Source organism: Parabacteroides sp. D25 (assembly GCF_000307475.1).
Lineage (GTDB): Bacteria > Bacteroidota > Bacteroidia > Bacteroidales > Tannerellaceae > Parabacteroides > Parabacteroides distasonis.
In genome coordinates this window covers 164,710-189,213 of record NZ_JH976501.1, presented here as the reverse complement: position 1 = coordinate 189,213, position 24,504 = coordinate 164,710, and the positions used below count along the sequence as shown (strand labels likewise).

The following is a 24,504-nucleotide window of genomic DNA, read 5'->3' as shown; positions in this document are numbered from 1 at the left end:
ACTTAGATAACAAACACCCTCGCCCTTAGAAGATCGACCATTTGCTTTTTAAGGGCAGAGGCATTCAATGGCTTAGAGGCATAAGCATCGAATCCGCTATTCATGACCTGTTCCTCGTCCGACGCAAAAGCATAGGCGGTAACGGCAATGATGGGAATGACTTCGGAGAGCTTACGGATTTCCTTGGTCGCCTCATATCCGTTCATTTCCGGCATATTGATATCCATTAATACGATATGAGGCTCATATTCCTTAAACAGCTCCACCGCCTCCTTTCCGTTCCAAGCGTGTACGATTGTGTAATCATTCTTCAGTATAGTCTCGAAAAGCTTGAAATTGCCGGCGTTATCTTCAGCGATAAGTACCGTCAACTTATCTTTCTCAACCTTTATCTTCTCAAAAATGACATCCTCCCTCACAGGTTTCTCCGGCGCTTTGTAGGGGAAGGTAAACCAAAACGTACTACCCTTCCCGATCTCAGACTCAACGCCCATCTCTCCCCCTAGATGATCGACAATCATTCGGCAGATAGAAAGTCCCAAACCAGTTCCTTGGGCGAAAGAATCCAACTTCACGAATCGGTCAAATATCGCTTCTTGTTGTTCAACGGAGATCCCCCGGCCGGTATCAGAGACATAGAAGCGCAGCATCTTTTTATTTAGGCAAGAATAACCGTAGCTTATAGAGCCTTGGTCCGTAAATTTAATGGCGTTAGTCAAAAGGTTGATGATAACTTGCATCAACCGATTCTTAGCGATAGATACATAACAATCTTTCTCCTTACGCTCAAACACCAGACGGACATTTTCATTTACGACCCTTTTACTCATGGAACGTTCCAGATCGGACAATAAGGTATTGACATCCACGTCCGAATACACGAACTCCAAGGTCCCAGCCTCTATCTTAGACAAATCCAAGATATCGTTTATCAATTGGAGTAGCAACGCATTATTATTCTCAATGATCTCGGCATATTCCTGTTTTTCCTCCAACACGTCTGTCTCGGCAAGGATATTGGAGAAACCTACGATAGCATTCAGCGGCGTACGTATCTCATGGCTCATATTAGCCAAGAAGGCCGATTTAAGGCGATTGGACTCCTCCGCCTTGTTTTTCGCCTCCAGTAATTCTCGCTCAACCTCTTTCCGGTCGGAAATGATCAAGGAAGAACCAACCAACGTGAGAGGTTTCCCGTTCTCATCCTTTTTCTCCACGGCGGCGCAAGCTTCCACCCACTCCAGCCCGTGCAATCCTTTATTCGGATTATAGATCCGGTATTCCTCCTTTATCTTATTCACCTTACCGAGGATAAGTGACTCATAAGCCTTCCTTACCTTTTCGCGGTCTTCCTTATAGATCTTGGAGAAATACTCGGTATCGGGAACCGTCAGCTGGTTCTCGTCAAATAGTCCGGAGAAATTCACGTTCACTGCCTTATTCACGTCACAAAGAATCGTATGCTGAACCAAGTCCCACTTCCAAGGAGTGACATTCGCCACGTCCAACGACATGGACAGTTTCTGGTTCACGGTGCGGAGCACTTGCTGCGTCTTCGCTAATTCCGAAACATCAACCATAAAAATATCCACACAACCCGGGGTATTCGCTGATATGATCAAAACATTGAAGTAACAGTCTGTCGGCTTGTAGTAATATTGTGTATTTATTTTTTTATTTTCCGAGAAAATAAGATGACAAATTTTTAAATACCGCGACATTTGCAACGGATGAATTTCCGAGCCTTTTTTCCCTATATAAGATTTGTCACACTTCAATAAAGCCTCCAATGCCGGATTTAGCTCTAAAATAACATAATCAGTGGGATACTCTTTTTCATCGAATAGGATACGTTGTTTCATATAGCAAATAGGCATACTATTGACCAATCTGCTATAATTTCGCATAAACATTATCTCTTTCTCCTGATACAATCGAATCCTATTCAATGACCGGATCCTCATGAACACAACAAAAGCAATAAATAAAAGAACACCGATCCCTGCGTTAACATAATCGCCATATTGTTCCCAAAACGTAGGAGGTCTCATATAGAATATCGTATCCGCAGGATAACCTGACGAAAACATCCCCCTATTTACCAAGACCGGATAGTTTAATACTGGATGGGGCTGATACGGAGTTATAATGGTATTGAATACTTCATTTCTCAAAAGTCCGTTAATCGTGTTAATAAGGGTATTGGAAATATTCGACGCAGGGAAGAAAAATCCTCCCGCCATACCATTCTCCACAATATCCATATCATTCAAGGTAAAGACAGGCAGATCCGTATACGAACTGATCATGCGGTAGGTATCCGAACTTAACACCTCTTTATTACCTTGTGTATGTAACAATATCCATGAGTAATATAATATGCCTGTCTGTTTGTCCGCATTTTGCAGAATATCTATCAATTCATCAGTCTGTATATCACCGGCAGTGACCAGTTCCAATTTGACATCCGGGAAATTATTGGTTATGGCTTTATGTATGGAATTCTGGTTTTGCGCACTAATATACCGCTTATCAGAAAGAAATAAAAGTCGACGCATATCCGGATTCGCTTGCTTCATAAGGGAAACTGTCTCCATGATATATTCCGGCACATAAATAATTGTCAATTCTCTCTCGGTCTCGACAATATCCGATAAGTTCTGTCGTTCTGGTTCAGGACAAGCTTTTTTGGAAAGATAATATTCCCGGGGAGCTAGATAGTCCTTCTCTACGCAAACCAAATAAGATAACTCCCCACCCCATTTCTCGTTGAGCCTGTCTTTTAACAAAGCGTATGAGCTATTACCTAGCAAAATGATTAATTTAGGGGCCTTCTTATATTTGTCCAATAAATATAAGGTAAAATCTTCCACGTCCTTCTCATTTTTCATCAGCATCACATCCATATGCTCCGTATAGGCATCAATATCCTCATTACCCGCTACCATACGTTCATAGATCGGAGTCGTAAAAATACGGCTCCAAGGCGTGGATTCCGTATAAGAATTAATAATAAGGATATAGTCCGCCTGTCCGTTATTTGATAGAGCCAAGCACTGGGATGAGATAAGTATCAACAAAATTATTAGCAAAAAGATAGATTTATGGTAACCACCCTTTAATATCATGACCTCTTATTTATTTATACTACAAATCAAGAAAATGAGTCAAGCTTTATGCATATTACCCGGCTCTAATAAAGATCGTTCAAAGATACATAATAAATATTAACTACTACAGGATAAGGCACATAAATTACGCTACTATCCGTGAAATAGCTTTTCTATCGATCGATGAATTAAGCTTTCACTTACATCGAACCGGAATAACCATTCGATGTTTTCCTTATGAATCAGATCCATTAAATAAACATTAATTCTTTCCCAACACTTTTTAGCGAGAAGTTTTTGTTCCGATCGAAACGTTCTATGAACAGGACGAACGAACGGATCATTAAAAAATTATCACGATGGAAAGAGAAAGAGAACAAGGTTCTGACCGGCTTGACACGGAGGAACGCAAAGAGTTGAACGACTCTGATTTCGGATTACCCGAAGAACGGAAATATCCTATGCCGGACGCCACACACGTACGGGCGGCTGAATCCTATTTTCGATACGCTACCGATCAGCAAAAGCCAGAATTGGCTCGTAACATCTTGAGAAAAGCCAAAGAATTCGGAGTTGATGTCGAAAGTCCGACAATCTTAGAGTGGGCAAACCGATACTGACACCCACTTTGATCTCTTATTCACCAATATAACCGTATGTGTTTGGTAGCACATACGGTCATAGCAGGTTATTTACGCACCTGTAAAAAGCGTTTTGTCAAATATCTGCGAACCGGCTCGTCATAGAGTTTCAAACTAATGTAAGCCAACACGATACTGCCGACAACTAATGCCACCGCCTCCGGCCATGCTTCCGCGAATGTAAGGTTCTCCTTCTTCACCCACCCAAAATACAAGTATATAAGTGGATAATGTACCATATACAAAGGATAAGAGATATCTCCCAAGAATTTACAGATACGGGCGGAATGCTTATCGGTTGTTTTCCCGGAAGCCCCCAGATAAACAAGCATAGGGAATATTAGGATCGCACATACGGAATCATAGATACCGTTCATCCATAAAGCCTCGCCATTACCGACATATGGCATGGAGAGTAAAACGACGATCGCCAAGCTGCATATCCAAAAAGCTCCTTTGACAGGAATGGGCTTAAAAACGCGCGACATTAATAATCCGATAGAGAAAGAAAATAACACACGCAAGAAACCACCGATCAGATTGTATTCTTCCATCGTCCACCCCACACCCAGATGGCCCGCACCGGAAAAATTGAATATAGCGAACGAAGCCAATCCGATTCCCGCCAACACGACAAGCGCCGTAAGCGCCTTCGTTGACATCCGGCGAATAAACAACGCATACATAATATTCCCGATATACTCAAAGAACAAAGACCAACTAGGCCCATTCAAGGGATACATCTCTCCATTCCCGCGGATCTCAGGCCCGGAGCCGGGTACAGCCGGTATCAAAAAAAGGTTGATAAGCAAAGCTAGCATCACCATGGATATGGAGACCTGCGTACCATCCCACTTCTCACACCCTTGTATACAAAACGCGATAACTCCCAAAACAGCTCCAAGGACAACCATCGGATGCAAACGGATCAATCGACGTTTGATAAAATCCTTTGTCGTCATGGTTTTCCACCGGTCGTCATAGGCATAACCAATCACGAATCCCGATAGGATAAAAAAGAAATCAACGGCTAAATACCCGTGATTAAATCGTTGGTCGATAGGACTCGTCGCAAAGGCTTCGAATACATGATAAAATATAACCATTAGCGCGGCGACACCTCTCAATCCATCAAGAAGGTCATAATGAGGTTTTGTGTCCGCAAATGCGGCCGCTGAGATTTTTGAGTTTGACATTAATTGTTTGAGCTTATTTTTGATACTACTATTACTCCTAATTTCCGCAAAAATACAAAAAGGCCCCATCTTTCACGTTATTAGACAGTTCTTTTTTCATTAGTTACACATAAATAAGGTCGCAAAATACGAAGTCCCCAGCAAAGCTTACGCCTGCCGGAGACTTGTTTCTTTATCCGTACTCCATCCTCACGGAGGTACTTACGGACCTCTTAATTTATTACTTTAGTATTAATATTAATCCAACTCCCGCCTGTTCATCCGTCACGGATTACTTGGGATCGAAACCCTCACGGGAATTGTCGATTATCTTATTTCATTATTCCTTTACTTTGAATATTCAATTATTTAACGACAACTTTCACAGTCTCCTCGCCAACCGTAACGAATACGATACCGGCAGGTACAGCGATTGTAGCGTTATCGGATGTAAGAACAGTCTCAGCTACAGACTGGCCTAATACAGTACGTACATAAGCGTTCTGACCAGCAGCGCCTTGGATCGTTACGACACCGTTGCCACCTACTACAACGATAGAGGAAGCTGCATCTTCAACAGAACCGTTAGAAGTCGGAACGTCAGTACCTAAAGTGAAGACCATAGCGATATCATTGTCAGCAGTCAAACCAAGTTTTCCATTCAAGGCATAAACATAAACTGTCTTACCATCAATCTTTCTTTGAGAAGAAATAACATACTCATCCTCAGAATCCTTAGCTAAAGTTATATTAAACTTGAACGCATCCAGTCTATCAGAATTTACAGTCTCACCATCAGACTCCAATTCCTTAACAACTTTTACAGCCTCACCATTTACGGTAGTAGCGATTGTATCAACACCCTCAAGGATAGCCGGACGGAAGATTACCTTAGTATCCTCTGTTCCTTCCAAATAATATGCCTCATTTGTATATTCTTGAGCAGAGCCTTCTACGAAATATTTCAAAGAATCCTGAGCATTGAACATGAACATTCTCTCAGCCGGTGCTTCTTCGCCTTCAGCAACCTCAATGCCTTTAGAGATATAGAATGAAGGAGTCTTAGCCTTGCTATCCGCCGTATCCAACCAGAAAATCATGCTTTCCGCAGAAAGGATACCTTCAGTGATACCATTCTTATTCAACTGATAGTTGATAGAACCTAACATATTGTCAAATGATGCGTGACGTGGTTGAGAGGCCAATGACGGGTTGAACGGATTAGCGTCCAAGATCTCAACGTTTGCGTAACCATCATTCAAGTCACTAGCTGCTACATAACGCTTCTTATCATAAGCTACAGTTAAATTTGTGCTATTAACGCTCGCAGTTTTAACCGCAGAAGTATTATCAATTGAAGCAGCATAATCAAGCGTACCCTCAGAAGTCGCAGCTAACGAAACCAAAGAATAACCGCCTGCGGCATTCTTAATGATAGCGAACTCTGTAGCGGCATCCTTTTCTTTATCAGTAGCAGCGGCAGCACCTAAATATCTAGCATCGTCACCCTTAACTTCCGTCGTACGCAAGATATAAGTTGGAACAACCAAAGTATCCTTATCCGCAACTCTTACAACCTCATTCTTATCATTTAAGTAAGCATAAGTATTCGTATTCAAGATGTAATCAGCTACACCTTGCAAAGATTTATCCAAAATTTCAGCACCTTTTACTCTTTCCGGATAAAGGGTCAACATTGTCGCCTTCTCATCGGTAGAGACCTTCATACTCTTTTTATCATTAGAAAGAACTGCATAAAGAGTCTTGTCACCAAATACGTTCTTACCATTGAATGTCATCTTAAAGCCCTCGGCGATCTGAGTATCCGTGAATACTTTATAACCGTCCGTACGAGTTGTAGCGATCGTGTTGAACTTAACGGAAGTTGTATTCAGTGCTAAATCTTCTGTTACACCTTTGGAAGCTTTTTCATCTCCTTTGATTGTTACTTCTTCTCCATCATAAGTTGCTTTATCTACTTTATAGCCACCTTCTTTTCCATCCGGTTGTAAACGTAATACCAAATCCTCACCTGTCTCACGGTTTGTCAATGTAAAATTATATTTGCCATCAAAACCAGAAACGATCCATTGGGATACCGGCATCGTAAAATCCGCACTATTATAAGCAACCACTCTTAAACCGTCACCTGTAGCAGGATCAACCGTTAAATACTTATGGTACTCTGTTTGAGCGTTTGGCTTACCCTCAGAGCTCTTGTCCTCATCATTACTTGTAAAGTAAATATTTACCACATTCTCAGCGTTCTTCTTCAATAATACAGAAGCGTCAAGATAAGAATTCGCACCCAGTTGCGGATGGATAGGAGTATAGTTCGTTTTTGTACTTCCTGATAATACAGTAGTCACATAAGTCTTCGTATCAGAAACAGAAGGCTTAACCGCAGCTACATTTACATCATAAGAATTCCAAGTATTACCTTCTTTGACAGAAGGTTTCATCGTTAAAATCAACTTACCATCCTCATTAAAGGCATCTTTCAATAAGATCGTAAAGCTTGCGTTTGCACTAGAGTCCTTAGCAGCGACCTCACCTTTCATCCAATACAAAGCGTAACCTTCACCATCTTGTTTACCATTGATGTTGTAACGTTGAGTAGGATCTACAGCCAAGAAAGAGATTTCTTTTGCAGCTGATATGGCAACTTCATTATTTGTACCACCTTCAACTTCAGCAACAAATGCTTCTACCTTCTTTGCGTCACCTTTCACAAAATAAGTACCTGTCTGGATTTTCGCATCCGTAGCAGCAATCTCCGCACTAACAGTTACCGGAGTCACGGCATCAAACAAGTTACCAACCAATTCGCTAGTCGTATAATCGAAGGACAAAGTTGTACCTTTTGAATTGTATTCAGTCAAATACTTATCTCCGATCTCTTCAGCATAAGAGAAGGCCTGTAAATTACTACCAACCTCGCTAGCAGGCAATGCAGCCGTAAACAAGCCTTTAAATTTCAGCTTACCATCTTTTACAATAAACTTCGTGTTGAAGTCTGAAAGATTTTTCGTTGACTGATCTCCGGTAACGGCAGTACCATCGCTCTTTGTTATAACTTGGTATTCCTTACCATCAATAGTTACCCACAACTCGAAAGTACGAGAAGAGTAGTTACGGATCGTAAATTCGGCGGCAGTTTCATTTGTAGCAGAAGCAGTTGTAGCTGTTAAAGAAACAACTTCCTTATCGCCCTTCAATTTTAAGATATCACTACTCGTATACTTTGCATACAAAGTAGTATTTGACGCTCCTAAATAGAATGTCATGCCATTGCCCAAAGCGGTCTCTGTAGTTGTATAAGAAACAACGGTCTTGTCTCCAACAGCGGCATACGCAGCATTAAAAGCAGGTCCACCTAGCAGTAAACCAGCTGTTAACAAGGTAAAAATCCTTTTGTTCATAAATTCAAAATTTAATATTAATAATAGTGTTAATTAAAGTCCATCCCGTCGTTTAGCACCCTTGTTTTACCCGAAAACGACTAGTCTAAACGATCGTCTAGATCTTGCGTTTTTTAAGGGGGTAAAAAGAATGGTTCGTGAAAGGAATCGGCAGTTTCGTAACGGATAGCCTATTTGATTGATAAGAAAGAGGATAAGGGGTGAAAAAAATAGCTCAGAAGGGTTGCAAGTATCGAAGAAATGCGTACCTTTGCAAATGACTAAAAGAATCGATCGTTTAAACTAGTCGTTTATATCCCATAAAAGATTGTCAAGCATCAAGGTTTTTAACTATATATAATGTACAGGCGTACATTAAAATAATGTAAACCTATCAAAGCATAAGATCTGAATCAAGCTTCCTCTTTGACACAAAAGTACTGATAGTACCGCTAGCTTCGGGTTATAGGTATTTTATAGGTTCACCCGATAATCATTGGGGGTATCTTCAGGCTCATCTATATTTCAGCCGGCAGCCTAAGACAAGTCGACCTACAGAAATATAGAAGTCGGCCAACAGATGAGATCATGGGATAACCATTGCCATATAAATCGCTGTCTTATATCCTGTTAATCAACAGGCCAACTCACTTGAGAAAGGTTTCCCAAGTGAATAACTAACCACTTCCAGACTCGTAAGCTTACGGCTACCCCCAGCCGTAAGTTATTCACTTGACAAGCCGTAAGTTATTCACCTGACAAGGCATAAATTATACATTAAGCGTCTCTCCCCCGATGGTTATCGGGAAATGGCAGAGGAACTATAGATACAAGTGGCCCATTTGTCTTTTTGACAACTTGTAATCTGAAGTCCCGGAGAAACGATTATTCCGTACCCAAGTGCGTCTCGCTTCCAAATTCGAGAGAAAAAAACAGCAATTCTCTGTTTGATAGCTATTTGCTAAAAAACGGCCTTTCGTTCCAGCCGAAATAATTCACCCTAGTTCATGTTTTACGGTCGTTAGGCGGTAATAATGCCCAACGCTACCGTATGTGAGGGCCGATGCCTATATATGTGTAGGCTTACGCCACTATATGTGTAGCTTGACGCGGCTATATGCGTGGGTTGACACTGCTATATGTGTGAGTTGATACAGCCATATGTGTAGGTTGATACGTATATATTCGTTAAAAAGCGACGCTTATCGTGTTAAAAAGCGGTTGTGGCAGCTTGTTCGCGCTCCCCGTTTACGCTCGTTGGCTTTTATAGCCAGAGAGCCGTGTCGTAAAAAAGAAGGTATTTCAATCAAAAAGATACCATTCATCGCATTAAGCTGACATCCGCAATTCTCGTCTTATCCCTTTGAATTAAGTCTGTCCCCAATAAATATCGGGTGAGCGTTTACTTGATTAATATTGGTAATATATGAACGATGAATCTACAGAAAAATATCTTGAGGCAACGATTCGTCAGCAACCACGTCACTGGCTCATAGACAAAAAACGAAACGGCAGACATCTCCGCCGTCCCGCCCAAAAGAGATAGCCTTATCTCTGTTTGTACACATGTCAAGGTTGGTTATTTACTGATATCAGGGCCTATATAAACCCTGTTTTTCATATCGTGCGTAAACATAAGACTTTTTTTCGACAAAAGAGCAGATTCCTTCTTCTTTTTGGGAATACATGTTCTAAACATGCCACACTACCTCTTGGCTACTAGCGTGAGCTTCTATTATAGAGGAACTATGAAAAAGCATTTTACATCAAAACATAAAGCTAAATCCTTTCTTCTGCGAAGCATTGAACCGTTCAATCTCCAAAGAAAGGGATTTCTTTAACTGATTAGCCATAAATATTAAGAAAGACCTGCGTATGATGCAAATTGCTTTCAGTCGGTTTAAGGATTTTCTGAAAGAACAGTAGCCATTATATGAATGTAACATCAAGCCCGAACTTATTACTAAAGATATGATGGTTCTGTTTGTAGACTATTTGCAATCCCGTAGCGTTGGCGAGGGAGCAAAAAGTATCTATCAGCGTTTCAAGAAAGTGATACGCTATGCCATCGAACACGATGTGATACTGAAAGACCCGTGTAAAGAAGTAATTTGCAAGGTAGACGACCAAATGTTACGGAAAGATGTGCTTTCACTGGAAGAAATTCAGGCTCTTATCAACTGCCATTATGAGAATGAGAACCCAATGGTAAGACGTGCCTTTATCTTCTGCCTATATTGTGGTTTACGCTTCTGTGATGTGAAAGACCTTACATATAAGAATGTAGACTACTCAAACAAGCTATTGAAGTTTGAACAAAACGGTGAAGACCGTGCAGCCTATGGTGAGCAACTCTTGAAGAAGCTGGAAAAACGACTGAATACCAAAGGGCTGAATGAACGTCGATTCCGGGAGTTCAGACGTTTGTATCTTGTTTATCCACAGTTGAAAGAAGAGGTTTTAGGCTATGTTATGTCGGGTTCGGGAATTCGGCGGTTGCCGACCGCCGAATTTGAAACAGAGATTCGGCGGTCAGTAACCGCCAAATTGCAAGTGGTTTCAGAAATAGCAAATAATGACTGGAAATTGGCTGCAGAAAAGCTATTTAACAGATTATCTTCTACGCATTTGAATGCAATATCTGCTATTGACAATCCTATTAAACGTGCCTTTTATGAAATGGAAACGATTAGGGGATGCTGGACTGTAAAAGAACTGGAACGGCAGATTGATTCATTGTACTACGAGCGTAGTGGATTATCTAAAAACAAAGAAGCTCTTTCTGCATTAGTACAGCAACAGGCAGTTCAACTACAGCCTGCGGATGTAATAAATACTCCCTTGACCTTAGAGTTCTTAGGGTTAAATGAACGGGCATTAGTTACAGAGAATGATTTAGAGCAAGCCATCCTTGATAATTTACAAAAGTTCCTTCTGGAAATGGGACACGGCTTCTGCTTTGAAGCTCGCCAAAAACGCATACTGATAGATGAAGATTACTTCTTTGCTGACCTCGTTTTCTATCACCGCATACTGAAATGCCATGTCATAGTGGATTTAAAAATTGACAAATTCCACCATGAATATGCATCCCAACTGAATATGTATCTAAACTACTTCAAAGCAGAAGTAATGCAGCCCGATGATAATCCACCAATCGGTATTTTGCTTTGTACTGAAAAAGGAGATACTTTAGTTCGTTATGCCACAACAGGATTAGACCCAAATATTTTTGTACAAAAGTATAAAATCCAGTTGCCCAGTGAGGAAGAAATCAAGAGATTTCTTTCAAAGGAGATAGGCTAACAACTTTCAATAAAAACAAAGGTTTAGTTCATTTTAGATATACAAGAGAAATGGACTAAACTTAATCTGTAACCTTTTCATTATAAAACCTCAAAAATTCCATTTCACCCACCTGCTTTAAAAATTTCTGATTTTCAATAAAGTCTTGCCCATACTTTAACCAACGTTTTGTAAAACCTTTGAACTTAGTGCAAGGAAATAGATGACATTGGTAGCAGTGTGTTATTCCTTTCTCAACGCAACACAGGTAAAATGTTCTACATTTTTCACAGCGGGTTTTGTTTTCCTCTGCTCCCTGACAATTTTTTTCATCTCGTGTGTAGCTTGGACAACCGCCACAGAACACACCACAAGCAGGAATACGACCATGATATGGTTTTATTACAGATAAGGTTTTTGCCATCCAAAAATTAGTCAAATTCAATTTATTTGCCTGTCGTTTTTGTTCCTTCTTCACCACGTATTTTTGCTTCTCAAAGAATGGACGAGCAGTTAGACTCACTTCTGATGTGATTTGTATAATACCTTTTGTAATAGCATATCGTTCTATTTCTTCCAAAAGCATAGTTGCAATGCCTTTGCCTTGAAAGTCTGCGTGAATGAACATAGAGTACAGATAGCCTTGCGGCGTAATGGATGAAAAACCTACAATCTGAGACAGTTGATTAACAGCCACAATAAAATAGTGAGTCTTTATCATTTCCTCTATATTGGAAAGATCATCTCCGCATGATGCCCAATCTTCAACTTCATCCGGTGAATAATCACGCCTGTTTACTACAAGCACGGTATTCTTATATAAATCTCTCAGTTCAGCACTATCAGATTGTTGCGCTATTCTGATTTTAAAGTCCATTTTCATCTTTGGTTTTGTATCTTTTCGTATAATACCTTATTATCATTAAGGGTTAAAACATATATCTGTTTTTCCGAATTATCGTTAAATGCTTCTTCTTCAAAACTTCCAAACTTGTGAATAATATCAAATCCAGCCCGTTCCAGATATGAATCCAATTCTTGAGGGAAAAACATCCTCATATCCAAATTCTGGATTGAATGAAACTCGCCATTGATAAAATAGTGCCATTCTATGCGATTGATTTGGGTTGTACTCTCATAACGCATTGTTTGTTTTATCAACACATCCCGTCCATCATCCGTTGTATATTCGGCAATTACTGCCTGCACTTTTTCGCTCTCGACAATATACTGGATGTTGGGATTAAAGCAATCTAACAGAAATAAGCCTCCTACTTTGAGATGATTTCTAACGCATCCTAACGCATTGAATAAATCTTCGTTTCTGTATAAATGGTGGATTGAATTAAATGGAATAAAGATTAGGTCGAATTTTTCTTGCAAGTCGAGCATTCTAATATCTGCTTCTATGAAATCAATCACTAATTCTGCTTCGATAGCCTTCATCTTTGCTTGTTCGAGCATTGAGGGTGTGTAATCTACTCCGCAAATGCTGTATCCATCTTTGGCAATGGGGATCGTAAGTCTGCCTGTACCACAGCACAGTTCAAGTATTTCAGCCTCCTTATTTTTCGGTAGCCACTTTTTGTAGAATTGCAAATCAGATAGAAAGGTATTTAATCCATCATATATATTTGCATCATAAATCAACTCACCAACCTTGTAACCTATATTCATTTATATTCTCCAATATTCATTGTTTCATGTTTATATACCAAACTTATTTCTATTCTCTTTCGTGTCCGGATGGGATAGTGCGTTAATGTCAGCCCTACTGATACATTCATTAAATTGCAAGGCAATAATTTAGGGGTCTATCATTATCTCTTCTTTGCTATATTTATCATTATTACCCCATTCGGTTTTAAGCTGCGCATAAATTATATCATCTACCCAATCCCCACGCAAATAATAGCTCTCCTTAAAGTGAGCTTCCTTTCTGAACCCCAATCGCTCTATTAACTGGATAGAAGCTGTATTTCTCGGATCGACTGAGGCTATAATCCGATGTTTATCGAGCGTTCCAAAAAGATAATCAACTATTGCTTTCAATGCTTCTGTAGCATAACCTTTTTTCTGATAATCTTTATGTAGTGTACATCCAAGTTCAGCCTGCATATTGTTGTGATTGGTAAAGCTAATTCCCATATCACCAATTAACCTGTTTTCATCTGCAAGAATAATGGTAAACTGAAAACATATATTGGCAATATCCATTGTCGCCGGCATATTGCTAATATAATCACGGACTTCTTCAACTGAATCAGGAAACCATCCCTGATACTTATTTTTCGCAAAGTCAGAACGGTAAGAAAAAATGCTTTCTGCATCTTCCGGTTCAGCAAGCCGTATGATTAATCTTTCTGTTTTAATGGGATATTTCACCTTGTTGTTTATAAATTCATGAGTTGAGCAAAGATACAAAAATTGTCTAGCCGTGGATAGTCCTGCCGAATAATTACATACAAAAAAAGCTTGACTGATTACTCAATCAAGCTTTTCAACTTCAGTACCCAGAGCCGGGATCGAACCGGCATGGAAGTGAATCCACTGGTGTTTGAGACCAGCGCGTCTACCAATTCCGCCATCTGGGCATTTTTGATTAACCTTTTAGCTTTAGCAGTAGGTTTGTTTCTCAAATGCGTTGCAAAGGTACAGCTTTTTTTTAAACCCGCAAGCGTTTGGGTAAAAATTTTCAAATATTTTTTTCACAGTGGGAATATGTATGGGATTGTTTCGCATAGAAAGATTATTTCGTTACATTTGTAAACGTATAATCATAATAACAGCCAATATCATGAAAGATAATTATTGCGTCATCATGGGAGGCGGGATCGGTAGCCGTTTCTGGCCTTTCAGTAGAGAAAGTTACCCAAAGCAATTCCTTGATTTTTTTGGAAGCGGACGGTCTTTACTGCAAATGACATTTGATCGCTTCGCAAAAATCATCCCTACTGAAAATATATACATCGTTACCAACGAATCTTATGCGGACTTAATCAAGGAGCAGTTGCCGGAATTAGCGGAAGAACAAATACTTTTGGAACCGGCTCGTCGCAATACGGCTCCTTGTATCGCTTATGCGGCTTATCATATTAAGGCATGCAATCCGGAAGCCAATATTGTCGTAGCCCCTTCCGACCATCTGATCTTAAAAGAGGATGTTTTCTTGAGGGACGTTCAAAAGGCGTTGGATTTCGTGAAGAGAAACCGTGCGTTGGTCACTTTGGGCATCAAGCCTAGCCGCCCGGAAACAGGATACGGATATATCCAAAGCAGTGATACGGTAGTAGATGATTTCACCAAGGTGAAGACCTTTACTGAAAAACCGGACCTCGAGTTGGCAAAGGTATTTATGGAAAGTGGAGAATTCTTCTGGAATTCTGGCTTGTTCGTCTGGAACGTGAATACGATCTTGGAAGCGTTCTCTAAATATCTCCCGGATATCAGCAGCCGTTTCGATCTAGGTAAGGATAAATTTAATACCTCGGAAGAAAAAGCGTTCATCCAAGAGAATTTCCCTTATTGCCTAAATATATCCATCGACTACGGTATCATGGAGAAAGCGCACAACGTATATATGCTATGTGTAGATTTCGGTTGGGCTGACCTCGGTAGCTGGGGATCTTTGTTCGACCTAGCGAATAAAGACGAAAATGAGAACGCAGTATTGAAAAATAACGAGGCAATGCTATACGAATGCTCCGGCAATGTGATCGCATTAAATAACCCGAAACGTCTAGCCGTTATCCAAGGGCTAAAAGATTGCATCGTGGCCGAGTCTGGAAACGTATTATTGATTTGTAAGAAGGATGACGAACAACGTATCAAACAATTCGTAGCCGACGCTAAAATCAAATACGGAAAAGAATACAACTAATTAAGAATTGAGAATTGAGAATTATCGGCAAGCGGTATTCATTCTCAATTCTCAATTTTCAACTTCTTAGCAAGATATCGTACAGGATACCACGCAGCTAAAAAGCCTATCGTTAATACCGTCACAAAGACTGTTATTATATCGACCGGGACTACACGTACCGGATAAGCCTCTATAATAAACGCTCCGGCAGCTTCCCCTAGTTTTATAAAGCCAAACTCTTGTTGTAGCAAGCAAAGCACAACCCCGATCAAGACTCCGATCAAAGCTCCAAAACCGGAGATCATCCAGCCTTCAAACAAGAAAATCCGACGGATCAGACTGTCATCAGCCCCCATATTACGCAGTGTGCTCACATCCTCCTGTTTCTCGATCATCAACATGGATAAAGAACCCACCACGTTGAATAAGGCGATCGCCAATATAAAAGTAAGGATCAAGAAGGTCATCCATTTCTCGACTTGCATCATCTTGAAAGAAGCCTCTTGTTGCTCAAAACGGTCTTGCACGATATATTGATCACCTAGGATACGTTGAATCTCTTTCTTTACCGGAGCGATATCCCCGCTATCTTTCACCTTCAATTCCACCGCTGTCACTTCTTTATCATAATTAAATAAAGAACGGGCCAATGACAAAGGCACGATCATATATGAATCATCGTAAACCTGTTGGTCCGTACGAAAGACAGCACCGATATAAGCATATTCCAAATTGAAAGAAGAAGCCGGATTCGCCATGTTCACCTTCTCCTCCCGCTTCGGAGCGTAGATCTCTAGCGGAGAGACAAAGCCTGCGTTTATTCCTAGCGAGAAAGCCAATCCGATCCCCATATTCGCATAATTCGCCACCTCGTCATTCAGAAGGAACTTTCCATCGATCAAGATACTATCGATCTGCGCCAGTTTCTCATATTGCTCGTCTACACCTTTCAAGGTAGCTACACCCTGACGATCTCGATAACGGACCAAGGCATTGTCCTGCAATACCTCACTAAAACAAACAATGCCGGGCAATTCCCTCACCTTACGTATCTCTTCCGAGGTCGGGTCGAAAACCTTCCCTTTCCGGGGCATGATCTTCAACTCCGGATCAAAATTGCTGAAGAGAGAAGATACCAAATCGTTGAAACCATTATAGACCGACAAGGCGCATACTAAGGCGATCGTGGCGACAACAACCCCGCATACCGATACCATCGATATGATATTTATGGCATTGTGCGACTTCTTCGAAAAGAGATATCGCCGGGCTATATAGAACGGAAGATTCAAGGCTCCTCTGATTACTTATGCAAAAGATTGTCGATATTCTCGATATAATCCAATGAATCGTCTATAAAGAAGCTCAATTCAGGAATCTTACGAACCTGCAAACGAATACGTTGCCCCAAATCAAAACGGATCGCTTTCGTATTGCTCCGTATAGCCTCCAATAGCTCTTGCGATTTATCCGACGGGAAAATGCTTAAATAAGCTCTCGCCACACTTAAATCAGGACTTACACGAACTACGCTGACAGAGACCAATACGCCATGCATTCCTTGCGTCTGCTTCTGAAATATATCACTCAACTCCTTCTGAAGAAGGCGTTCGATCTTTTGTAATCTAGTACTTTCCATACGCTTTATTATTTACTTTTTCCAGATCATCGTCAAGCCGTCACGTAAAGGGAGGATCACCTTCTCTACCCGATCGTCTTGCTTAACCTTTTCATTAAAAACCAGTATTCCCTTCGTTTGTTTATCGGAAGGATGCACTTCTTCTACCACTTTACCGTCCCAAAGCGTATTATCCGCGAGAATCAAGCCGCCCGGACGGACCATCGGGAATACCAAATCATAATACTCGGAATACAGGCGTTTGTCGGCATCGATAAAAACCATATCGAACGTCTCATCCAAACGGGGGATAATCTCCATCGCATCCCCAAAATGGACTTTTATCTTGTCCTTATGTAGCGAGCGGGAAAGATATTTCATGATAAAATCCTCCATCTCGTCATTGATCTCGATCGTATGGATCAACGCCCCCTCTTCCATGCCTTCCGCCATACACAAAGTGGCATAAGACGTATAAGTCCCGATCTCCAAGACTCTTCTCGGACGAATCATCCGGCAAAACATCTTCAATATCCTACCCTGCAAATGCCCGGATAGCATACGCGGACGGAGAAGGTTCACATTGGCGTCGCGATTCAACGCCGACAGCAAATCCCCTTCTTCATCTATATGAGAAAGAATATACGCATCAATCTCGCCCGTAAACATTCCTCTTACTCTTTAAAAGTAGGCAACTGATATTGCGTGCCGGCATCCAGCACCTTTCCTACGTTGTTAATCTCCAAAAAGCTGGTACCGCCACCTTCGCCGAAGCTACCGCTCAAATACGCTACCATATCGTTGCGAGTGATACGTCCGCTATGGATCAGCTGGTTCAACGCATCATAGAAATATCCCCTACGGCTGTCGTTGTACGGCTGATGAACCGCCCATACCCCATAAGAAAGACCCAACATACGCATCACACGAGGATTATAGCATATAGCGAACACAGTAGAGGTTCCGCGGAAAGCGGCCAGATAACGTGCCGTACGACCCGTGTAACTATCCGTGATAATCGCCTTCACATGTAATTTAGAAGAAGACTTAACAGCTTGTTTCGCCAAGAAAGAAGTTACGTCTAAATCATTCCCCTCGATCGGCACACGGATATCATTCGCGGAAAGCTTGGTCTTCTCGGCTTCACGAGCCACTTTCGTCATGGTCTGTACCGCCTCGATCGGATATTTTCCATAAGCCGTCTCACCGCTTAACATCAAAGCATCCGTACGATAATAAATAGCGTTGGCGATATCCGTAACCTCGGCACGAGTAGGACGAGGATTATTAATCATGGAATGAAGCATTTGCGTAGCCACGATAACCGGCTTCTTCACCTCCACGCATTTACGGATCAGCATACGCTGGATACCCGGGATCTTCTCGGCCGGAACCTCGATACCCAAGTCACCACGAGCGATCATAACGCCATAAGCCACTTCCAAAATCTCCTCGATATTGTCTACACCCTCTTGATTCTCGATCTTAGCGATAATCTTGATAGGGCTGTTACGCTCGTCCAAGATACGTTGGATATCCAATACGTCCTGTTTGTTGCGAACAAATGAGTGAGCGATAAAATCGAGATCATGATCGATCGCCCAAAGGATATTATTACGGTCTTTCTCAGTCAACGAAGGCAAATTGATACGTACGCCCGGCACATTCACGCTCTTGCGGCTACCTAGCGTAGCGTCATTCTGGATCTCGCAAAGCAAACAATCGCCGGATTTCCCGGTAACCTTCATTTCCAGATCACCATCATCGATAAGGATGTCGCTGCCAATCGCCAAGTCGTTCACGAAATTCTTATAGGACACACAAATACAATCATGCGAAGTTTCCTGATCGGGATTACCGATTACCTTCACGATCTCTCCAGTCTTGAAAGGGATCGGTTCCTTGTTTACCGTCGTAGTGGTACGTACTTCCGGCCCCTTTGTATCCATCAAGATACCGATACGGTCGGATACGGTACGGACGTTATTTACCACACGGGTCAACCCCTCTTCCATCATGTGAGCCGTATTCAGGCGCACCACATTCATTCCCGCTTTATATAACGCCTCAACGAACGCAACGTCGCAGCGCTGGTCGGAAACTGTAGCAACAATCTTCGTATGCTTTAACATATACCTTAAATTATTATAACCTAATTATTAATTCTATTTGATAACCTTCTAAACCTTCTATCACATAAACGATTCGATCGCCAACCGATACGAATCCAGCCCAAACCCAAGAATCACTCCCCTGCATGCCGCCGATATCATCGACACATGACGAAACGATTCACGGGCATGCACATTCGAGATATGCACCTCCACGACTGGCGTAGTAACCGCCTTGATAGCATCGTGCAACGCAATGGAAGTATGCGTATAAGCGCCGGCGTTCAATACGATACCGTCATATTCAAAACCCACCTCATGTATCTTGTTAATTATCTCTCCTTCCACATTACTTTGATAATAAGATATCTCACACTGAGGAAAGCGGGCACGTAACTCGCTCAAATAGTCCTCGAACGAGGCATTTCCGTATACTGTCGGTTCTCGCTTGCCCAACAGATTCAAATTAGGGCCATTGATGATCTGAATCTTCTTCATTCTTATTGTAAGTTTATTACCTTTGTACCGCCCGTTGAGGCCGGAATTATCCGGCAAAGGTAAGGATTTTATTTGACACATTCATAACGACATACCGACAATGCGACAAGGAAAAGATATAATAAACCGATATAACACCTATTTACGGTTAGAAAAATCGCTCTCAGCCAACTCCATCGACGCCTATTTGACAGATCTTGACAAATTGCTACGTTTCGCAGAGGATGAGAAAAAGGACGTTAAGGAGATCAGCTACGACGACTTGCAACAGTTCATCGCCCAATTACGTGACATCGGTATCCATCCCCGATCGCAAGCACGCATCATCTCGGGTATCAAATCGTTCTATCGTTTCTTATTGCTTGACAATTATATAACAAATGATCCGACCGAATTGTTAGAGTCTCCCAAGATCGGATTGAAGCTGCCGGAAGTATTAACCGTCAACGAGATAAATAGCATTCTCGACACGATAGACCTCACGCTTCCCGAGGGACAGCGGAACCGTGCGATGCTGGAGGTTTTATATAGTTGCGGACTGCGCGTATCGGAGCTTACTGGCCTGCGTTATTCGGATATATATCCCAAGGAAGGTTTCATCCGGGTAGAGGGTAAAGGAAGCAAACAACGGCTTGTTCCTATCTCCGAAGTTGCTTTGCGGGAAATTAAAAACTATCTGTATGACCGGAATTCGGTCGTGGTTAAAAAAGGCTTCGAGGATATTTTATTTCTAAGCCGGCGAGGAACGGCCCTCTCCCGTATCATGGTATTTCATATCATTAAGCAACAGACAGAGGCCGCCGGTATCCATAAAAACGTAAGTCCCCATACCTTCCGTCATTCTTTCGCCACCCACTTGCTGGAAGGCGGCGCCAACTTACGCGCTATCCAAGAGATGCTGGGGCATGAGAAAATCACCACCACCGAGATATATACACATATCGACCGGGAATTCCTTCGCAAAGAGATACTGGAACATCATCCGAGGAGTAGGCCAAGAACTTAAAAGAACCGATCATGCTCCGCTAGCAAAGCCCCAAGAATGTCATAAATTATTTATTTCCTCCTCTGACAAACCAGTATAACGCACGACCATTTCCATCGAAAGCCCATCAGACCGCATACGCCGAGCTGTTTCTAGACGTTCTTCCGCACGGCCTTCTTCCCAGCCTTCAAACTTAGCAGTGCTCAACACGTCATTCTGGATCATAATTGCATTCAGATGTTCGTCATAAGCATAACGTTCCTCGGGAGACATTGAGTAATAGCGTAATTTCTCTCGTGCCTCTTCCAAGCCGGGGGCTGTCGTTTCGGAAGTTATGATCCCGTCTTTCAAGTATCGCACCCATTCCTCCAAGGGGGTCACGGCCACCTTATCAAACTCATTCACCCGAACCAATATATACTCCGGAAAGATCTCCGAAGGAAGACGCTTGACGATCGCACCCCTCTCCTTGGTATTTACCTGTAAATGATCATGGGTATGCACGCCGACAAATTGGTTCTACCCGTGATACAGATAATCGGTTCCTACGCCTATATCAAAATAAAGGATACTGATAGAATAGATCTTTTTCACCCCGGAATAGTCCTGCCCCAAATGAAGATGCTCGGTGACGGCCTTCGCCACGCTATAGAGCACACGTTCCAAATAATAAAGCTCGCGGGTATTCTGGATCTCGATAAGGATGATATCTCCCTTTGTGTTCTTAGCCTTGATATCCACCCGATTGAATTTATCATCAGCGTCCTGCTGGTTCCCCTCACTCTCCAATATCTCCTCAATCTTGATCTGCTCGCCCAAGAACACGGTAAGAAAGCCTTCTAGCACTCCGAAATTCGCTTTTTGCCGGAGTAGGCGTTTGATGGCCCAGTCGAAACGGATATATCGATCTTGTAATTCCTTCATATACTTCTCCTCTTTTTCTGTTTTCTTTTCCATAGTCATATCATGTTTTAGTTACCCCACTATTGGGTGGCTTCAAATGTACATAAAAAGATCCGGAATACAAGCTTATCCCATCTAAAAAGAAATGTCCTTCCTTTTGGATCCGTAAGTGAATAGCCAACGAACGGAATCGTAAGCGGTCGCAAAAGGGTATTCTTGTGCCGTTATAACTCTATTTTAACCTCATATTGTATCGGTTTAAACTATTTACCCAAAAACAAAAAACATGGATGTGGACAAATATAAAGACTACTCAATTCTTAGAAATGAGGATTCTGCACCAAATGGCCATCCGATGCTCTGTCGCACCACCTTCCGAATGCTGATCGCCGGGAGAGGCGCTATTGGTGAAATCAATCCACGCTTTATGATCATCTTCCGCCCATAAGTTCAAGGCCGTTCCCTTTACCTTTTTACTATCATACCGTTCCATAGAGGTTCCCAGTAAAACGGCGAAATTATGTTTATCGATCGAACGTTTATAACTCAACGTATTCTCCCAAAGAAGCTTCACGCCACGATTCATCGTTTGCTCCACCCTCGATTTCTCAGTCTTGACCATATAACACAAATAGCTAACAGGGAACCAATTTCTTTCGCCCCAAAAAGCCATATCCGTGGAGAGAGGGCTCTTAAACGTAAGACTCTCAAATACTTCTAATTCACCCCAAACAGAACCCACAAACTTAATCCCTCTACGGGAACGCTCTATCAATTCCCGGATATTATTCATCTCCGGAAGACGAATTAAATTAGGTTCAAAAATCTGACGCTTGAAAATGCGGTAGATACTCCACATAGAAATGAATGTGACTATCTATCGGGAATGGCAGTTCTTGAAATAATGGTTTCATAGGCTTTATACTAAAGGTTTCAACCTCTCGATCAGTTCATCCCCAAGCGCCCGTTTATTCACGATATGTTCCTGCACGGCGGTAACAAACGGATTATTCATGAAATCTCCTCGAACACCCTCGAAATCCTGTTGTTTTTCTTTGCTGGAACCATCCACACCGAAACCAATCATAGAAGTCAAGGAGAATTCCTTACGGGCATCCTCATAAAGCATCTCATCCAAGCGGATCACACATTCTTGCCAACGACGAACCAGATCAATAATCTCTGCGGCGGAAATCGAACGGAGATCCACCCCATAATAACGTTCGATCATCTCGTACGCCCATGTCCATTCCAAGGAATAATAACGTCCGTGAACCAAACGGAAAAAGCATTCCACATCCTCTAAGGAAGCGATTTCCCCCTGTTCGATATCTTGCAACAAGGCTTCTAGCGGTTCCCTCGGGAGGATCAAGCCCGCCAAGTCCAACCATTCTCCGGAGCCTTTGGATTCCGTAGGGCGCAATTGCTCCCAGACCTCTTCCATAGAACAATAGGTCGTACCTTCCAAACGCTTGATTAACGAGTTACCAAAGAACTTATTAATTGCCATCCCATAAAAGTTCAACGCATTCCGGAGGGAGGAACCTTTTATACGAGTATTCTGATAATAATAAATCTCGGAAGTCTCTCCAACCAATGCCTGCAGGTTTTTCAAGATATCCACCGCTTTCAGCATCTTCTGGATCGTATAGGGACTCAATAGATTATAGTTAATCATATCCAAGCGATCCGGGTCCGTACGTTTATCACGTTTCGGCCATTTCTGGGCATCACGGATCGTACCTACGCTGCGAAGATTAATTCCCGGAACTAAGTAAGTCTCATCATCCTTCTCTATTAAATAGGAGAATGGAATATCGGAAGTATCGCTATGATGATGATGGCGGCCCATTACCAAAGAGAAAGCGCCAATACGAGCCGGCCAAAGAATATACGAGTCGCTGGTAGTCTTGGAGCCACGTTCCACGATCCCTTGATGGATCGGTCCCAGCTTATACATATGATTACTCTGGTTAGAGCCACTTCCCGCGTTCAAGAACGAATACATTCCCGCTATCAACAAACTACTCTTATGCATAGACACCGTAAACGGACCGGCGAATATAGCGCAAGCCTCCCCATTCTCGAAAGCGCAGTTGCTGAACAACAAGGAATCATGGGCCGAGAAGTTATGCGTCACTTGGCAAGCCTGTCCGATAAAGCAACGGATAATCTTAGCGGCATCCGCGATCTTGGCTCCCGAAGAGACAATGAAATCTTGCGCGATCACACTATCCCCGATAAATACCGGGGCCTCTCTCTTACTATTTACGGAACCATTTTCCAGACGTGCGCTATTCTCTATGGTCGCGTAATCACCAATCTTCACGTTACGGATCGTACCGGTATTGACAATCTTGACCTTATCGCCAACCGTTCCCTCCGTAGAGGCGATACCCTCCGTATAAGCGGTAATCATATCCCGCAAGCGTTCGATCAAGGCCGGACGATGACGGTACAATGCGATAATATAAGCCAATGAAGCCGACAGGCCATCGTAAATCGGAACCTCACGCCCGCCGGTCTCATTCAAGACCGACACCTCGACATTATTCCCGAACGTAGCCTTGCCTTCCACCAACATAACATTTATATTCTGGATAAAGCAGTCATCACCGATCTGGTAATTAGCGATATAATTCTGTACGTTCTCGATCAGCACATTATCCCCCAACGTACAATTATGTAGGGTAACATGACGAAGCCCGCTATGCTTTACCAATCCTCCCGGTAGGGTAAACGCTTTACGAAAGGCTCCTAACTTAACCACTCCCGAAAAACGCACGTGGTTCACATATTCAATATCAAACACCTCTGGAACCCAAACTTGATTCCAATCATCGGCCCGGCAAGCCTGAGATCGCAAGGTGGCGATCTCATCCGGCCGCAAATTTCTCAAATGATTCATTGGTACT

General features: G+C 42.2%; 17 protein-coding genes, 1 tRNA gene and 3 pseudogenes. 5 read left to right on the top strand and 16 right to left on the bottom strand.

Annotated features, from left to right (window positions below):
* Positions 1–2: 2 nt before the first annotated feature.
* Positions 3–3,128, bottom strand: coding sequence for an ATP-binding protein (locus HMPREF0999_RS04435; protein WP_009275269.1), 3,126 nt, complete (start codon positions 3,126–3,128; stop codon positions 3–5).
* Positions 3,129–3,469: 341 nt separating this feature from the next.
* On the opposite strand from HMPREF0999_RS04435, the gene HMPREF0999_RS04430 reads away from it, so the two are divergent.
* Positions 3,470–3,730: a DUF6582 domain-containing protein gene (locus HMPREF0999_RS04430; protein ID WP_009275268.1), complete on the top strand. Its 261-nt coding sequence runs from the start codon at positions 3,470–3,472 to the stop codon at positions 3,728–3,730.
* Positions 3,731–3,798: 68 nt separating this feature from the next.
* Here HMPREF0999_RS04430 and HMPREF0999_RS04425 read toward each other — a convergent pair whose 3' ends face one another.
* Both HMPREF0999_RS04425 and HMPREF0999_RS04420 read right to left on the bottom strand, forming a co-directional pair.
* Positions 3,799–4,947, bottom strand: a complete 1,149-nt coding sequence (locus HMPREF0999_RS04425; RefSeq protein ID WP_010182445.1) for an acyltransferase family protein — start codon at positions 4,945–4,947, stop codon at positions 3,799–3,801.
* Between the two features lie 344 nt (positions 4,948–5,291).
* Positions 5,292–8,348 carry a DUF6383 domain-containing protein gene (locus HMPREF0999_RS04420; RefSeq protein WP_009275266.1) on the bottom strand — a complete coding sequence of 1,019 codons (3,057 nt, stop codon included), beginning with the start codon at positions 8,346–8,348 and terminating at the stop codon, positions 5,292–5,294.
* A 1,839-nt stretch (positions 8,349–10,187) separates the two neighbouring features.
* On the opposite strand from HMPREF0999_RS04420, the pseudogene HMPREF0999_RS22875 reads away from it, so the two are divergent.
* Together HMPREF0999_RS22875 and HMPREF0999_RS04415 are read left to right on the top strand one after the other, a co-directional pair.
* Positions 10,188–10,649 (top strand): annotated as a pseudogene (locus HMPREF0999_RS22875) (phage integrase SAM-like domain-containing protein); the annotation flags it as partial.
* A complete protein-coding gene (locus HMPREF0999_RS04415) occupies positions 10,632–11,633 on the top strand; it encodes a PDDEXK nuclease domain-containing protein (RefSeq protein WP_029257154.1) in 1,002 nt (333 codons plus the stop codon). The pseudogene HMPREF0999_RS22875 and the gene HMPREF0999_RS04415, both read left to right, overlap by 18 nt.
* A 61-nt stretch (positions 11,634–11,694) precedes the next feature.
* Here HMPREF0999_RS04415 and HMPREF0999_RS04410 read toward each other — a convergent pair whose 3' ends face one another.
* The 4 genes from HMPREF0999_RS04410 to HMPREF0999_RS04395 form a co-directional block, all read right to left on the bottom strand.
* Positions 11,695–12,495 (bottom strand): GNAT family N-acetyltransferase, encoded by an 801-nt coding sequence (locus HMPREF0999_RS04410; RefSeq protein WP_010182448.1) that lies wholly within the window; start codon positions 12,493–12,495, stop codon positions 11,695–11,697.
* Positions 12,492–13,289 carry a class I SAM-dependent methyltransferase gene (locus HMPREF0999_RS04405; RefSeq protein WP_009275262.1) on the bottom strand — a complete coding sequence of 266 codons (798 nt, stop codon included), beginning with the start codon at positions 13,287–13,289 and terminating at the stop codon, positions 12,492–12,494. Before HMPREF0999_RS04405 ends, HMPREF0999_RS04410 begins: the two co-directional genes overlap by 4 nt.
* A gap of 129 nt (positions 13,290–13,418) precedes the next feature.
* The gene (locus tag HMPREF0999_RS04400; RefSeq protein WP_010182451.1) at positions 13,419–13,997 is read right to left on the bottom strand and encodes a GNAT family N-acetyltransferase; all 579 of its coding nucleotides are present in this window, start codon (positions 13,995–13,997) and stop codon (positions 13,419–13,421) included.
* Positions 13,998–14,122: 125 nt separating this feature from the next.
* Positions 14,123–14,206 (bottom strand) — tRNA-Leu (locus HMPREF0999_RS04395).
* Positions 14,207–14,409: 203 nt separating this feature from the next.
* Here HMPREF0999_RS04395 and HMPREF0999_RS04390 point away from each other — a divergent pair.
* Entirely contained in the window at positions 14,410–15,492 is a 1,083-nt protein-coding gene (locus HMPREF0999_RS04390; protein ID WP_005859880.1) for a mannose-1-phosphate guanylyltransferase, read from the top strand.
* 44 nt (positions 15,493–15,536) lie between these two features.
* On the opposite strand, the gene HMPREF0999_RS04385 is transcribed toward HMPREF0999_RS04390, so the two are convergent.
* From HMPREF0999_RS04385 to aroQ, 5 genes are read right to left on the bottom strand one after another with little or no spacing between them, the layout of a single operon-like run.
* Positions 15,537–16,766, bottom strand: coding sequence for an FtsX-like permease family protein (locus tag HMPREF0999_RS04385; RefSeq protein WP_008772970.1), 1,230 nt, complete (start codon positions 16,764–16,766; stop codon positions 15,537–15,539).
* A gap of 11 nt (positions 16,767–16,777) precedes the next feature.
* Positions 16,778–17,113 (bottom strand): 30S ribosome-binding factor RbfA, encoded by a 336-nt coding sequence (gene rbfA / locus HMPREF0999_RS04380; protein WP_005859883.1) that lies wholly within the window; start codon positions 17,111–17,113, stop codon positions 16,778–16,780.
* 12 nt (positions 17,114–17,125) lie between these two features.
* Complete coding sequence (locus HMPREF0999_RS04375; protein ID WP_005859885.1) at positions 17,126–17,761, bottom strand: O-methyltransferase; 636 nt, start codon at positions 17,759–17,761, stop codon at positions 17,126–17,128.
* 5 nt (positions 17,762–17,766) lie between these two features.
* Complete coding sequence (gene pyk, locus HMPREF0999_RS04370) at positions 17,767–19,224, bottom strand: pyruvate kinase (RefSeq protein WP_005859887.1); 1,458 nt, start codon at positions 19,222–19,224, stop codon at positions 17,767–17,769.
* A gap of 60 nt (positions 19,225–19,284) precedes the next feature.
* Positions 19,285–19,701, bottom strand: coding sequence for a type II 3-dehydroquinate dehydratase (aroQ, locus tag HMPREF0999_RS04365; protein ID WP_005859889.1), 417 nt, complete (start codon positions 19,699–19,701; stop codon positions 19,285–19,287).
* Positions 19,702–19,801: 100 nt separating this feature from the next.
* On the opposite strand from aroQ, the gene xerD reads away from it, so the two are divergent.
* Complete coding sequence (xerD, locus tag HMPREF0999_RS04360; protein ID WP_005859891.1) at positions 19,802–20,707, top strand: site-specific tyrosine recombinase XerD; 906 nt, start codon at positions 19,802–19,804, stop codon at positions 20,705–20,707.
* Positions 20,708–20,746: 39 nt separating this feature from the next.
* Here the strand turns inward: xerD and HMPREF0999_RS04355 are convergent.
* From HMPREF0999_RS04355 to HMPREF0999_RS04345, 4 genes and pseudogenes are all read right to left on the bottom strand, one after another.
* Positions 20,747–21,643 (bottom strand): annotated as a pseudogene (locus tag HMPREF0999_RS04355) (Rpn family recombination-promoting nuclease/putative transposase).
* Positions 21,644–21,902: 259 nt separating this feature from the next.
* Positions 21,903–22,331, bottom strand: a complete 429-nt coding sequence (locus tag HMPREF0999_RS23305; RefSeq protein ID WP_005859894.1) for a hypothetical protein — start codon at positions 22,329–22,331, stop codon at positions 21,903–21,905.
* A pseudogene (locus HMPREF0999_RS23210) lies at positions 22,326–22,503 on the bottom strand (AraC family transcriptional regulator); the annotation flags it as partial. The gene HMPREF0999_RS23305 and the pseudogene HMPREF0999_RS23210, both read right to left, overlap by 6 nt.
* A 5-nt stretch (positions 22,504–22,508) precedes the next feature.
* A complete protein-coding gene (locus HMPREF0999_RS04345; protein WP_009275257.1) occupies positions 22,509–24,497 on the bottom strand; it encodes a DUF4954 family protein in 1,989 nt (662 codons plus the stop codon).
* Positions 24,498–24,504: the final 7 nt, after the last annotated feature.